The following is a 13,647-nucleotide window of genomic DNA, read 5'->3' as shown; positions in this document are numbered from 1 at the left end:
CCGTAACCTCACTTCCGGAACACCACGCAGCGCTCCCCGACCATCCGGAGAAGACGCCCACTCCGTTCACTCGAGTGCGGCGTCTGCGGCTCCGGATTCAGTTCTCATCATCAATCAGGCAAAAATGTTCGTTGAACTATCTGTCCAACAGACCGATCTTGTTACATGGGCGCGACCGCACCCCGGCCCCACCGACCGGTTCCCTCCGGGCTGTCATTGCGAATCACCGGATCAATCTACCGTCGCCTTCCGCACGCGACCAACCGACGTCTATAGCTGATCAGCATCACTACAGGCAGTGTCGACGCTGTTGCCGTTGATGCGCTGGAGGTGCGCCGCGCAGCAGGCCCAGTCCTCGCAGCTACGGTTCGGCCACCTGGCGTGCTCGCGCTGGATCGTAGAGATGGGACTGAGCGCAGGAGAGTGCCGGCGCGAGCGCACGACCGACCAGGATCACCGCGGCCTGCCGTAGTCCGGCCGCCTCGACCTGGTCGGCGATATCGGCCAGGGTGCCACGCAGGACCAGTTGCCCTGGCTGGCTGGCGCGGTAGACCACCGCGACCGGGCAATCGGGTCCGTAATCGGTGGTCAGCTCTGCGGCCAGCGAGCGGACCCTGGTGATGGCCAAGTGCAGAGCGAGCGTCGCACCGGTGGCCGCGAAGTTCGGCAATGCCTCCGGCTCCGGCATCGCGGTCGAGCGGGCTCTGGTGCGGGTCAGCACGACCGACTGCACCAGCTCCGGCACGGTCAGCTCCGCACCGAGCAGCGCCGCGGCGGCGGCATAAGCCGGAACGCCCGGCGTGACATCCCAGGGGATACCGTGCGCGTCCAGCCTGCGGGTCTGTTCGGTGAGCGCCGAATACAGTGAAGGGTCCCCCGAACACAGCCGGGCCACGTCCTTACCCGCCGCTGTGGCACGAACCAGATGATCGGTGATCTGATCGAGGTCGAGGTGCTGGGTGTCGATCAGCTCGGCATCGGGCGCGCAGTAGGCGGGCACGCCCGGATCCAGATAGGTCCCCGGATAGAGGCAGACCGGCGCCGCCCGCAACAACTCGACCGCCCGCACCGTCAGTAGATCGGCCGCACCCGGCCCTGCCCCGATGAAGTGCACGGTCATGCGCGCGAGTGTATGTCCACCGCCCCCGCCCGCGTCGCTCAGCCGGTCACATCGAAGTGGGCGAGCACCTTCGTCGGCCGCAGCCGGACCACCAGCTCGCCTGGCACGCCATTGCGCTTGCCGAACTCCTCGGCCCGGTCTCGTCCCATATAACGCCCGCCGATCTCGGTGGCCACCCGCAGCAGCTCATCCGGATCCGCCGAGAGTGTCACGGTGCCTTGCACCTGGACGAACCCATAGGGCGGCTCCTCCAGATCGACACATACCGCGATGCGTCCGTCCCTGGCGAACGCCTTGCCCTTGGCGCTCGACGCATCGGTATTGAAAACCAGTTCATCGCCGTCGAGGACGAACCAGATCGGTGTGACCACCGGCCTTCCGTCGGCGGCCACGAACGCCACCTTGGCTGTTCTGGTGCCCTGGGTCAGGAATGCGCGGATAGCAGGATCGGAAAGTGCCGCCATCGGCTCACCCTAACCGCGGGCCGGATGGGTGCGTGCATTACGCACCCATCCGGCCCCCGTACCAGCCGCGGTGGACAGATGACCTCGCCCATCTGTCCTGGCCCATCCGTCAGGATGGCCTGCTGGTCAGTACTGGTGGCTCGGGTAGTCGATGTAGCCGGTGTCGCCACCCTGATACCAGGTCTCGTGGCCGACCTCCCGCAGCGGCGCACCGGTCCGGAAGCGTTCAACCAGATCGGGATTGCCCAGGTACGCGCGGCCATAACCGATCAGATCCGCGCCCTCGGCGAGCCAGCGCTCACCATCGGCCAGAGTGGACGGCGACGGGCTGATCTGCCCACCGGGATTGAGGATGAACGTGTTCGGCCACGCCTTACGCAGCGCGATCAGCAGCTCCGGCTCGGCCGTGGCGAGCACGTCGACGTAGGACAAGTCCAGGCGTGCCAGTTCGGCGAACAGTGCGCCGTACAGCTCGGGCATCTCGTCTTCGACGATGCCCTGCACCGTGCCACCAGGGGAGAGCCGAATTCCCACCCGGTCGGCGCCGATGGCGTCGGCGGTGGCCGCGGCGGCCTCGACGGCGAACCGGATCCGGCCTTCGATCGTGCCGCCGTAGGCGTCGGTGCGCTGGTTGGCGCTGGAGGACAGGAACTGCTGGATCAGATAGCCATTGGCGCCGTGCAACTCGACACCGTCGAATCCGGCGTCGATCGCACGCCGCGCGGCATCCACATAGGACTGCACTTCACCGGGGATCTCGGCAAGAGTCAAAGCGCGCGGCACGGGTGCCTGCTTCGGACCGGTAGGGGTGAACACCGGAGTCGGCAGGGCGACGGCCGAGGGCGCGACCGGCAGATAACCGGCCACCTCTTCATGGCCGACCCGCCCCGAGTGCATGAGCTGGGCGACGATCCGGCCACCGTTGGCGTGCACGGCGTCGGTCACCGGGCGCCACGCCTCGGCCTGCGCGTCGGAAGCCAGACCCGGTCCACCCGGATTGGACTGGCCCTGCAAACTGGGGTAGATCCCCTCGGTGACAATCAGCCCCGCCGTGGCCCGCTGGGCGTAATAGGTCGCCATCGATGCGGTCGCCAATCCGTCCATGGTGGCCCTGGCCCTGGTCATCGGGGCCATGACGATCCGGTTGGGCAAACGCAGGCCGCCGAGCTGGTAGCTGTCGAACAAGCTGGTCACGGTTATTTCCTTCGTATCTGTCGAGGTTTCGATCCGATACGGCTACGCTAAAAGCTAACGCTAACGTTAGAGGCAAGTAGCAGTGATACAGCTCATAGGAGGCGGCATGCGGATAGGCGAACTCGCCACGAAGACCGGGGTCAGCGTGCGAGCGTTGCGGTACTACGAGGAGCACGACCTGCTCGCGGCGACCCGCAGCCCCAGCGGACAACGCCATTACCCGGACAGCGCGATCGGCCGGGTCGAACTGATCCAGCGGCTCTACGCCGCCGGACTGTCCAGTAAGACCATCCTGACCATCCTGCCCTGCGTGAGCAACGGCCACGCGACGCCGGAACTGGTGCAACGACTGGTGTCCGAAAGGGATCGGATCGACCAGACCATCAGCGATCTGGTGCGCACCCGCGACCAGCTCGACACCGTCATCGAGGATGCCACCGCGGTGCTGGCCTCAGGCGGGGGCTGCGGCCAGGCGTGAGCACCCGCCGCCGGGTCCGCGCACAATTCTCCACCGGACCATGGACGGCAGATCATCGGAACAACCCTCGGCAGATCGTCGACGCAACCCTCGGCAGATCGTCGACAGAACTGTCGGCAGATCGTCGGAATTCCGTATCATTTCTTCATGCGACAAGCTGTCGACTACCTGCCTCGCCGCGCCGCCGACCTGATCGAGGAGGCCCTCGCCGATACTCGGGTCGTCATCATCAACGGCGCACGTCAAACAGGCAAAAGTACATTAGCCGAGCACTGCCTGGTCAACCGCGTGGATGCTGTCAAATGCTATCTGGACGACCCGAGGACTCGATCGGCGGCCGCAGCGGACCCGGTCGCCTTCCTCGATGCGCCGGGCACCATGTTGATCGACGAAGTCCAACGCGTCCCCGAACTGTGGCTTGCCATCAAGAACACGGTCGACCGGGATCCCCGTCCTGGCCGATTCTTGCTGACCGGTTCAGCACGGCTGCTCGGCCTGAGCGAACTGCCCGACTCCTTGCCAGGGCGCTCCGAAACCATCGAGCTGTTCCCGTTGTCCCAAGGCGAGATCAACAACTCGCCCGATGATTTCGTCGACGCCGCCTTCACCGAAGGTAGCCGCTTACGGACCGAGCGAGCGGAACTGCGACGCAAGGACTACATATCCCTCGCCGCACGTGGCGGGTACCCCGAAGCGATCAGTCGACATTCGCCCCGGCGCCGCGCCCAGTTCTTCAAGTCCTATCTCGACGACATCATGAGTCGCGACGTTCACCAGGTCGCCGACATTCGTCGTAGTTCCGATATGCGCCGCCTCATCGCGACCTTGGCCGCGCAGAGCGGAGGGTTGCTCAACTATCGGCGCGTGTCCTCCGATTTGGGTGTACCGGTGACGACAGTCCGTGAATACATCGGCTTACTAGAGGTCATCTACCTCATCCGGCTCATTCCAGCCTGGTCGTCCAACGCGACATCCAGGGCAATCGCCACACCCAAGCTCATCGTCAACGATTCCGGCATCGCCGCCCACCTGCTCACCGGTGTTACCACTCACACGACGATCGGCAGCCTCATCGAAACATTCGTCCTCAGCGAACTCGCCCGCCAACTCACCTGGAGCCAGACCATGGCCCGGCTGTACCACTACCGCGACCGCGACGGCCGCGAAGTCGACGCCATCCTCGAAGACAACGCGGGCCGGATCGTCGCCATCGAAGTCAAAGCGGCCGAAACCGTTCGCACCGATGACTTCCGAACGCTGCGCATTCTGCAAGACCGCCTCGGTGACCGATTCCGCGCCGGCTTCGTCCTCTACTGCGGCGACCAGCAACTCCCTTTCGGCGAAGGATTGTCCTGCCTACCGATCAGTGCCCTCTGGAAGGGCGCCGCCACAGCGTGAATCAGCTCGAACCGAGGGCCGCCAGCGCCATGCGGCGCAGCACGGGCCTGGCCCGGACCGCAGTCGCGGTACTCGCACTGTGCGGGGTCGAGTTGATCAGGCCGAATGCGGCATGTGCCTGCACCCGTGCCGTCTCCTCGGGAAGCTCAGGATGCAGCTCGCGCAGCACGGCCACCCAGATCTCCACGTACCGGCGCTGGGTGCGGCGGATCTCCCTGCGCGCGGCAGCGGGCACATTGTCCAGGTCGCGGTCCTGGATGCGGATCAGCTCCGGCTCACCGAGCGCGAAATCCAAGTGGTGGTCGACCAGCCCGGCCAGCGCCTGCTCGGCCGAGCTCGTCGCCGCCACCACGGCGGTGCCGCCGTCGAGCAAGCGCTGACTCACCCCTACGAGCAGTTCGATCAGCAGCGCCTCTTTGTTCGGGAAGTGCCGATAGACCGCGGGCCCGCTGATGCCGACGGCGGCGCCGAGGTCGTCCAGGCGCATGCCGAGGAAACCACGGTCGGCGATGAGCCGGGCTCCGGCTTCGAGCAACTGTGCTCTTCGTTGTGCCTTCAACTGTTCACGACGAGTGGGCGCGGCGGAGTCCACACTGGTCATACGTGTTCCTCTCCGCCGACCTGGACATCTCGGTTAGTCAAGATTAACCTGAATTCCAGTTATCGGTGACTAACTGGATGGCAGGATGGCGTGATGACCGTTACCGAAGAGGCTGTCGGCAACCGCGCCGCGCATACGGCGCTGGTCGACGATCTGCGTGCCCGGCTGGCCACCACGGCGCTCGGCGGGCCGGCGAAGGCGCGTGAGCGGCACGTCGCGCGGGGCAAGCTGCTGCCGCGGCAGCGGGTGGATCACCTGCTCGACCCGGGTAGCCCGTTCCTCGAGCTGTCTCCGCTGGCCGCGACCGGGATGTACGGCGAGGAATCCCCCGGCGCCGGGATCATCACCGGGATCGGCCGGGTATCCGGGCGCGAATGCGTGATCGTGGCCAATGACGCCACGGTCAAGGGCGGCACCTACTACCCGATGACGGTGAAGAAGCACCTGCGCGCGCAGGAGATCGCGCTGCAGAACCAGTTGCCGTGCCTGTATCTGGTCGACTCCGGCGGCGCGTACCTGCCACGCCAGGACGAGGTGTTCCCGGACCGGGAGCACTTCGGGCGCATCTTCTACAACCAGGCCACCATGAGCGCCAAGGGGATTCCGCAGATCGCCGCGGTGCTCGGCTCCTGCACCGCCGGTGGCGCCTATGTGCCTGCGATGAGCGATGAGGCCGTGATCGTACGCGATCAGGGCACCATCTTCCTCGGCGGGCCGCCGTTGGTGAAGGCCGCGACCGGCGAAGTGGTCACGGCAGAAGAACTCGGCGGCGGGGAACTGCACTCGCGCACCTCGGGCGTCACCGACCACCTGGCCGAGGACGACCAGGACGCACTGCGTATCGTGCGCCGGATCGTGGCCACGCTCGGACCGCGCACCGCAACCCCATGGGAAGTGCGGCAGACCATCGCGCCCGCCGCACCGGAAGCAGAGCTCTACGATGTAGTCCCCGCCGATCTGCGCACCCCCTATGACGTGCGCGAGGTGATCCACCGTCTGGTCGACGGCACGGGCGATGATGAGAGCGGCTTCCACGAGTTCAAGGCCGAATACGGTAAGACGCTGGTCACCGGCTTCGCGCACATCCATGGGCATCCGGTGGGCATCGTCGCCAACAATGGCGTGCTGTTCAGCGAATCCGCCATGAAGGGCGCGCATTTCATCGAGCTGTGCGATAAGCGCAGCATCCCGCTGCTGTTCCTACAGAACATCACCGGCTTCATGGTCGGGCGCGACTACGAGGCAGGCGGTATAGCCAAGCACGGCGCGAAGATGGTCACCGCGGTGGCCTGCGCTCGGGTGCCGAAGCTCACCGTCGTGATCGGTGGCTCCTATGGCGCGGGCAATTACTCGATGTGCGGGCGGGCGTATTCGCCGCGGTTCCTCTGGATGTGGCCGAACGCGCGGGTCTCGGTAATGGGCGGCGAGCAGGCCGCATCGGTGCTGGCGACGGTGCGCGGTGATCAGCTCGACAGCAATGGACAGCCCTGGTCCGCCGCGGACGAGGAGGCATTCAAGGCCCCGATCCGGGAGCAGTACGAATCCCAGGGCAACCCCTACTACTCGAGCGCGCGCCTCTGGGACGACGGCATCATCGATCCCGCCGATACCAGAACCGTGCTCGGACTTGCCCTCTCTGTGTGCGCGCAGGCGCCGCTCGAACCCGTCTCCTACGGCGTCTTCCGGATGTGATCGCGATGCTCAACACCTCTGTTCCTGTCGCATTCGACACCGTGCTCATCGCCAATCGCGGCGAGATCGCGGTGCGGGTGATCCGCACCTTGCGCGCCATGGGTATTCGTTCGGTGGCCGTCTACAGCGATGCCGATGCCGACGCACGACACGTGCACGAGGCCGATACCGCGGTACGCCTCGGCCCGGCCCCGGCCAGGGAGAGCTACCTGGCCATCGACGCGGTGGTGGCCGCCGCCGTGCGCACCGGCGCGCAGGCCGTGCACCCCGGCTACGGCTTCCTCTCGGAGAACGCCGCGTTCGCCGCCGCGCTGGCCGAAGCGGGCATCGTCTTCCTCGGCCCGCCCGCCCGCGCGATCGAGGTGATGGGCGACAAGATCACCGCGAAGAACACCGTCGCCGCGTTCGGCGTCCCGGTGGTGCCCGGCATCGCCACGCCAGGCCTTACCGATGACGAGCTGATCACCGCGGCCACCGAGGTCGGGTATCCGGTGCTGGTCAAGCCATCCGCAGGTGGCGGAGGCAAAGGTATGCGCAGGGTGGACGATCCGGCCGAGCTGCCAGAGGCGCTGCGCAGCGCACGGCGGGAGGCCGCCGCCGCGTTCGGCGACGACACACTGTTCCTGGAACGCTTCGTCACCAGGCCAAGGCATATCGAGGTGCAGATTCTCGCCGACCAGTTCGGCAATGTGCTGCATCTTGGCGAGCGCGAATGCAGCCTGCAGCGCCGCCACCAGAAGGTGATCGAGGAGGCGCCCTCACCGCTGCTCGACGCGGCGACCAGAGCCAGGATCGGCGCCGCGGCCTGCAATACCGCGCGCAGCGTGGATTACGTCGGCGCGGGCACCGTGGAGTTCATCGTCTCCGCCGACCGGCCCGATGAGTTTTTTTTCATGGAGATGAACACCCGCCTGCAGGTCGAACATCCGGTGACCGAGCTGATCACCGGTGTCGACCTGGTGGAATGCCAGGTCCGGGTCGCGGCAGGACAGAAGCTCGCGGTGACCCAGGACGATATCCGGATGGCCGGGCACGCGATCGAGGCCAGGGTGTACGCCGAAGACCCGGCGCGTGGGTTCCTGCCCACCGGTGGCACGGTGCTCGATCTCGACGAACCGGAAGGCCGAGGAGTGCGGGTCGATTCGGGGCTGCGGATCGGCACGCGCGTCGGCAGCGACTACGACCCGATGCTGTCCAAGGTCATCGCGCACGCCACCGATCGCACCGCCGCGCTTGCGAAACTCGATCAGGCGCTGGCCGAGACCGTGCTGCTCGGTGTGACCAGCAATATCGAATTCCTGCGTTTTCTGCTGGCCGACCCGGACGTGGCCGAAGGACGGCTGGATACCGCCCTGCTGGACCGACGGGTGGCCGACTTCCAGCCCACTCCGGTCGGCGATGCCGAGTTCATCGCTGCCGCGGTCTGCCACTGGCTGCGCCGTTGGCCCGCGCCGCCTGCCGAGCCGTGGTCGGTCCCGTCCGGGTGGCGAATCGGTGCCCACGCGCCGACAGCGATCCGGCTCGCGGGCGGCGACCGCATCGAACACGTCTATCTCTCCGGCACCCCCACCGACGGACTGGTCCGAATCGGTGACGGCGAAACCCACACGCTCACCGCGACATTCGCCGGTAATGCCGAGTCCGGGGTGCTCACCATCACCACAGCGGGCCTGCGGCACACCTACCGGGTCGCCGAACACGACGGCCTGCTCTGGGTGGCCGGGGCCTCCGGCATCGCCACACTGCGCGAAGTCGCCGAGGTCAATGTGCGCGGCGCCGACGACCATATCGGTGATGCCGAAATCCGCAGCCCTATGCCTGGGTCGGTGATCACCGTGCCGGTCACCGCGGGCAGTACCGTCGCCGCGGGTGACCCTGTGGTCATCGTGGAGGCGATGAAGATGGAACACTCGCTCACCGCCCCTATCGCCGGAACCGTCGAACTGCTGGTCGAGCCCGGCGCCCAAGTGCGCCTCGATCAAGTGCTCGCGCGTGTCGTCGCCACACCGAACCCGCTGAACCACGCCGAGCCGACCGAATAAGAAGAAGTGCCCAACATGAGCGGTCAGGCCCGGAGACGGCAGCGCAGCATCACCACACAGAGCCCCGCTCATGCTGAAAGCCACACAGCATGAGCGGTCAGGCCCGGAGACGGCAGCGCAGCATCACCACACAAGGGCCCGCTCAGGCGAGAAAGGACACAGCATGACCGACTTCCTGTCCACCGGCACGCTGCCGGAGGAGTACCGCGATCTCGCGCTGACGGTGCGCGACTTCGCGCAGTCGGTGGTCGCACCGGTGGCCGCCGAGCACGATGCGAACCACACCTTCCCGTACAAGGTGGTCGAGGGAATGGCCGATATGGGGCTGTTCGGCCTGCCGTTCCCCGAGGAGTACGGCGGTATGGGCGGTGACTACTTCGCGTTGTGCCTCGCGCTCGAAGAGCTGGGCAAGGTCGACCAGAGCGTGGCGATCACGCTGGAGGCTGGTGTCTCGCTCGGCGCGATGCCGATCTACCGATTCGGCAACGACAAACAGAAGCAGGAATGGCTGCCGCGACTGACCAGCGGTCGCAATCTCGCCGCCTTCGGGCTCACCGAGCCGGGTGCGGGCAGTGACGCCGGCGGCACCAGGACCACCGCGGTCGCCGACGGCGGCGAGTGGATCATCAACGGCAGTAAGCAGTTCATCACCAATTCCGGCACCGATATCACCGCGCTCGTCACGGTGACCGCAGTGACCGGGCAGAGCGGCGGCAAGAAGGAGATCTCGACCATCCTTGTCCCTGCCGACACCCCCGGTTTCATCGCCGAGCCCGCGTACAACAAGGTGGGTTGGAACGCCTCCGACACCCATCCGCTCAGCTTCACCGACGTCAGGGTGCCGGAGGAGAACCTGCTCGGCGAGCGCGGGCGCGGCTACGCGAACTTCCTGCGGATCCTCGATGAGGGCCGTATCGCCATCGCCGCGCTCTCGGTCGGCGCCGCGCAGGGTTGTGTGGACGAGAGTGTGCGCTATGCCAAGGAGCGCGAAGCGTTCGGGCAGGCGATCGGACGCAACCAGGCCATCGCCTTCAAGATCGCAAGGATGGAAGCGCGGGCACACACCGCCCGCACCGCTTACTATGACGCCGCGGCGCTGATGCTGGCGGGCAAGCCGTTCAAGAAGCAGGCGTCCATCGCGAAGCTGGTGGCCAGCGAGGCCGCCATGGACAATGCCCGCGACGCGACCCAGATCTTCGGCGGCTACGGCTTCATGAACGAATACGCGGTCGCCAGGCATTATCGCGATAGCAAGATCCTGGAAATCGGCGAAGGCACAACGGAGGTGCAGCTGATGCTGATCGGGCGGGAGCTAGGGCTGTGACCCGGCGCGCGGTCGTACAGCGCGGCCTGTGGTTCGAGGAGTTCGACACCGAGGTGGTCTACGAACACCGGCCAGGCCGCACCATCACCGAAGCGGACAATGTCCTGTTCACCACGCTGACCATGAACACACAGGCGCTGCACTTGGATGCCGCGTTCAGCGAGCAGCTGCCCCCGTTCAACCAGCGGCTGGTGAACTCGATGTTCACGCTGTCCACCCTGGTCGGGCTGTCGGTGGCGCAGTTGACCCAGGGCACCATCGTGGCCAATCTCGGCTTCTCGGAGATCGCCTTCCCCAAACCGCTGTTCCACGGGGACACCATGTACGCGGAGACCGTGGTCACCGATAAGCGCGAGTCCAAGAGCCGTCCCGGCGAAGGCATCGTGACCTTCGCGCATACCGCGCGCAACCAGCACGGCGATATCGTGGCCACCGCGGTCCGCAAGACCCTGGTCCGTAAGGCCCCGCGGCAGGACGTGTCATGAGCTGGCAGATGGCGGGCCCGGCCTGGCTGTTCTGCCCGGCCGATCGCCCAGAGCGTTATGCGAAGGCCGCGGCGGCAGCCGATGTGGTGATCCTCGATCTCGAGGACGGGGTCGCCGCGAACGATAAGGCCGCGGCTCGGGCCGCGCTCCTGGATACCCCGCTCGACCCGCAGACCACGGTGGTGCGCGTGAATGTGGCAGGCACCGAGGAGCACACTCTCGACCTGGAGACGCTGGCCCAGACCCGCTATCGCCGGATCATGCTGCCGAAATGCGAATCGGCCGAACAGATCACGGCACTGCCGGACTACGAGGTGATCGCACTGATCGAATCCCCGCTCGGTGCACTCGCGGTCGGCAGGGCGGCGATGGCGCGCAACACCATCGGCGTTATGTGGGGTGCCGAGGATCTGGTGGCGGCGATGGGCGGCACGTCGAGCAGACATGCCGACGGCAGCTACCGGGAGGTGGTCAGGCATGTGCGGTCCACCGCACTTCTGGCCGCGAAGGCATCCGGAAAGTTCGCGCTGGATTCGGTGTATCTGGATATTCGTGATCTGGACGGGCTGCGCGCGGAAGCCGAGGACGCGGTCGCCGTCGGCTTCGATGCCAAAGTCGCGATCCATCCGAGCCAGGTGCCGGTGCTGCGCGCGGCCTACACCCCGACGGAGCAGGAGGCCGCCTGGGCCCGGCGTTTGCTGACCGAAGCACCGAACCACCGCGGGGTCTTCACCTTCGAGGGCAAGATGGTCGATGGTCCCGTGTTCCGGCACGCCGAGCAGATCGTCCGCCGCGCAGACCGCGCCTGATCACCCCGTCCACTGCCAGGAGAACCGCGATGCAACCACAATGGGTGCCGACCGAACGAGATATCGCCGAGGCCAGGATCACCGACTTCGCGCGATTCGTCGCCGAACGCACCGGGGTGCGCGCGGCTGATTACCACGACCTGTGGCAGTGGTCGGTCACCGATCTCGCCGGGTTCTGGCATGCGCTGTGGGACTACTTCGCACTCGGCGAGATCGCGGGTGATGTGCTGACGAGCACCGATATGCCCGGCGCGCAGTGGTTCCCCGGCACCAGGCTCAACTACGTCGACCAGGTGATCCGCCAGGCCCGCAGCGACCGGCCCGCGATCAGAGCGCTCAGCGAGAACGGCCCGATCCGCGAGGTGTCCTGGGCCGAGTTGATCGACCATACCGCGGCTTTCGCCCGCACACTGCGTGAGCTCGGGGTGCGCCGCGGCGACCGGGTGGCGGGGTATCTGCCGAATGTTCCCGAAGCCGTCGTCGCGTTCCTGGCCACCGCGAGCATCGGGGCGGTCTGGAGCGCCTGCGGGCAGGACTACTCGCCGAAGGCGGCGCTGGATCGGCTCGGGCAGCTCGAGCCCACCGTGCTGATCACCGCCGACGGCTACCGATTCGGCGGCAAGACCTACGACAAGCGGGACGATATCGCGACGCTGTGCGCGGGCATACCTTCATTGCGGGCCACGGTCGCGGTATCCCGGCTCGGGCTCGACGTACCGGATGCGCTGCCGTGGCACGATGCGATCGCCATGGCCGAGGCGGAGTCGCAAGTGATCACCACCGAGCCCGTCGAATTCGACCATCCGCTGTGGATCGTGTTCTCCTCCGGCACCACCGGGCTGCCCAAGGGCATCATGCACGGCCACGGCGGCGTACTGCTCGAACACCTCAAAGCCGTTGCCCTGCAATCCGATATCGGCCCCGACGACACCTTTTTCTGGTACACCAGCCCGAGCTGGATGATGTGGAACTTCCAGATCGCGGGCCTGCTCGCCGGAGCAACCATCGTCTGCTACGACGGCAGCCCCACCCACCCCTCCCCCGACGCCTTATGGCGCCTCGCCGCCGAAGTACGCGCCACCGTGCTCGGCACCAGCCCCGGCTACGTCCTGGCCTGCAGTAAAGCAGGCGCCGAGCCCAGCACGGAACACGATCTTTCGGCGCTGCGCACGGTCGGTATCACCGGTTCCACCCTGCCCACCTCCTCGGCGCTGTGGCTGAGTGAGCACATCGGCGAACACGTCCAGGTCTGCTCGATCAGCGGCGGCACCGACGTGGTCTCGGCATTCATCGGCGGCGTACGCACCGTGCCGGTATGGCCGGGCGAACTGTCCGCGCCCTACCTCGGCGTCGCACTCGACGCCTACGACCCGGCGGGACAGCCGGTGCGCGGCGAAGTCGGTGAACTCGTGATCACCGCGCCGATGCCGTCCATGCCGGTGCGATTCTGGCACGACGACGACGGAAAGCGTTATCACGACGCCTATTTCGATATGTTCCCCGGTATCTGGCGACACGGCGACTGGATCACCATCACCGACCACCACAGCGTGATCGTGCACGGCCGCTCCGACTCCACCCTCAACCGGCACGGCATACGGATGGGCAGCGCGGACATCTACCAATCCGTCGAACGGCTTCCGGAGATCGCCGAAGCCCTGGTGATCGGCGCCGAACAACCCGACGGCGGCTACTGGATGCCGCTGTTCGTGGTCCTGGCCCCCGGCACCGAACTCACCGACGAACTGAAAGCACGCATCAACAACACCATCCGCACCGAAGTCTCACCACGCCACGTACCCGACGAGATCATCCCTGCCCCCGGCATCCCGCACACCCGCACCGGTAAGAAACTGGAAGTGCCGATCAAAAAACTGTTCCAGGGCGCCGACGCGGCCCGCGTCGTCGAACGCAGCGCCGTCGACGACCCCGACCTACTCGACTGGTATAGCGCCCTCCCCCAGACAGGACACAACTGAGCCTTCGAGTCATTCAACAGCTTTGAACACCATCACTCGGACGGGATGAAAAAGCTCGGTG

The 13,647-nt window shown here is 66.4% G+C and carries 12 protein-coding genes; 8 read left to right on the top strand and 4 right to left on the bottom strand.

Going from position 1 to position 13,647, the window contains the following annotated elements; translation table 11 throughout:
• Positions 1-361: 361 nt before the first annotated feature.
• The 3 genes from cobM to ACL02S_RS07790 form a co-directional block, all read right to left on the bottom strand.
• Entirely contained in the window at positions 362-1,120 is a 759-nt protein-coding gene (gene cobM, locus ACL02S_RS07800; RefSeq protein ID WP_412801612.1) for a precorrin-4 C(11)-methyltransferase, read from the bottom strand.
• A 38-nt stretch (positions 1,121-1,158) separates the two neighbouring features.
• Complete coding sequence (locus ACL02S_RS07795) at positions 1,159-1,584, bottom strand: PPOX class F420-dependent oxidoreductase (RefSeq protein ID WP_412801611.1); 426 nt, start codon at positions 1,582-1,584, stop codon at positions 1,159-1,161.
• A 126-nt stretch (positions 1,585-1,710) separates the two neighbouring features.
• Positions 1,711-2,778 carry an alkene reductase gene (locus tag ACL02S_RS07790; RefSeq protein ID WP_412801610.1) on the bottom strand — a complete coding sequence of 356 codons (1,068 nt, stop codon included), beginning with the start codon at positions 2,776-2,778 and terminating at the stop codon, positions 1,711-1,713.
• Positions 2,779-2,884: 106 nt separating this feature from the next.
• On the opposite strand from ACL02S_RS07790, the gene ACL02S_RS07785 reads away from it, so the two are divergent.
• Both ACL02S_RS07785 and ACL02S_RS07780 read left to right on the top strand, forming a co-directional pair.
• Positions 2,885-3,256, top strand: coding sequence for a MerR family transcriptional regulator (locus ACL02S_RS07785; RefSeq protein ID WP_412801609.1), 372 nt, complete (start codon positions 2,885-2,887; stop codon positions 3,254-3,256).
• A 147-nt stretch (positions 3,257-3,403) separates the two neighbouring features.
• Positions 3,404-4,654 (top strand): ATP-binding protein, encoded by a 1,251-nt coding sequence (locus ACL02S_RS07780; protein ID WP_412801608.1) that lies wholly within the window; start codon positions 3,404-3,406, stop codon positions 4,652-4,654.
• A gap of 1 nt (position 4,655) precedes the next feature.
• Here the strand turns inward: ACL02S_RS07780 and ACL02S_RS07775 are convergent, their stop codons facing one another.
• Positions 4,656-5,255: an SACE_7040 family transcriptional regulator gene (locus tag ACL02S_RS07775; RefSeq protein ID WP_412801607.1), complete on the bottom strand. Its 600-nt coding sequence runs from the start codon at positions 5,253-5,255 to the stop codon at positions 4,656-4,658.
• Positions 5,256-5,348: 93 nt separating this feature from the next.
• Here ACL02S_RS07775 and ACL02S_RS07770 point away from each other — a divergent pair, with 93 nt between their 5' ends.
• The 6 genes from ACL02S_RS07770 (at position 5,349) to ACL02S_RS07745 (ending at position 13,586) form a co-directional block, all read left to right on the top strand.
• Entirely contained in the window at positions 5,349-6,947 is a 1,599-nt protein-coding gene (locus tag ACL02S_RS07770; protein WP_412801606.1) for a carboxyl transferase domain-containing protein, read from the top strand.
• A 5-nt stretch (positions 6,948-6,952) separates the two neighbouring features.
• Positions 6,953-8,989: an acetyl/propionyl/methylcrotonyl-CoA carboxylase subunit alpha gene (locus tag ACL02S_RS07765; RefSeq protein WP_412801605.1), complete on the top strand. Its 2,037-nt coding sequence runs from the start codon at positions 6,953-6,955 to the stop codon at positions 8,987-8,989.
• A 163-nt stretch (positions 8,990-9,152) separates the two neighbouring features.
• Positions 9,153-10,313, top strand: a complete 1,161-nt coding sequence (locus ACL02S_RS07760) for an acyl-CoA dehydrogenase family protein (RefSeq protein WP_412801604.1) — start codon at positions 9,153-9,155, stop codon at positions 10,311-10,313.
• Positions 10,310-10,798, top strand: coding sequence for a MaoC family dehydratase (locus ACL02S_RS07755; protein ID WP_412801603.1), 489 nt, complete (start codon positions 10,310-10,312; stop codon positions 10,796-10,798). The genes ACL02S_RS07760 and ACL02S_RS07755 overlap by 4 nt, the downstream gene beginning before the upstream one ends.
• Entirely contained in the window at positions 10,795-11,607 is an 813-nt protein-coding gene (locus ACL02S_RS07750) for an HpcH/HpaI aldolase/citrate lyase family protein (protein WP_412801602.1), read from the top strand. Before ACL02S_RS07755 ends, ACL02S_RS07750 begins: the two co-directional genes overlap by 4 nt.
• 29 nt (positions 11,608-11,636) lie before the next feature.
• Positions 11,637-13,586, top strand: coding sequence for an acetoacetate--CoA ligase (locus ACL02S_RS07745; protein ID WP_412801601.1), 1,950 nt, complete (start codon positions 11,637-11,639; stop codon positions 13,584-13,586).
• Positions 13,587-13,647 lie beyond the last annotated feature (61 nt).

The sequence above is a fragment of the Nocardia spongicola genome (assembly GCF_047200775.1).
Classification (GTDB): Bacteria; Actinomycetota; Actinomycetes; order Mycobacteriales; family Mycobacteriaceae; genus Nocardia.
Note: the sequence above shows the minus strand (reverse complement) of the source record. Positions and strands in the feature narration are given on the sequence as shown.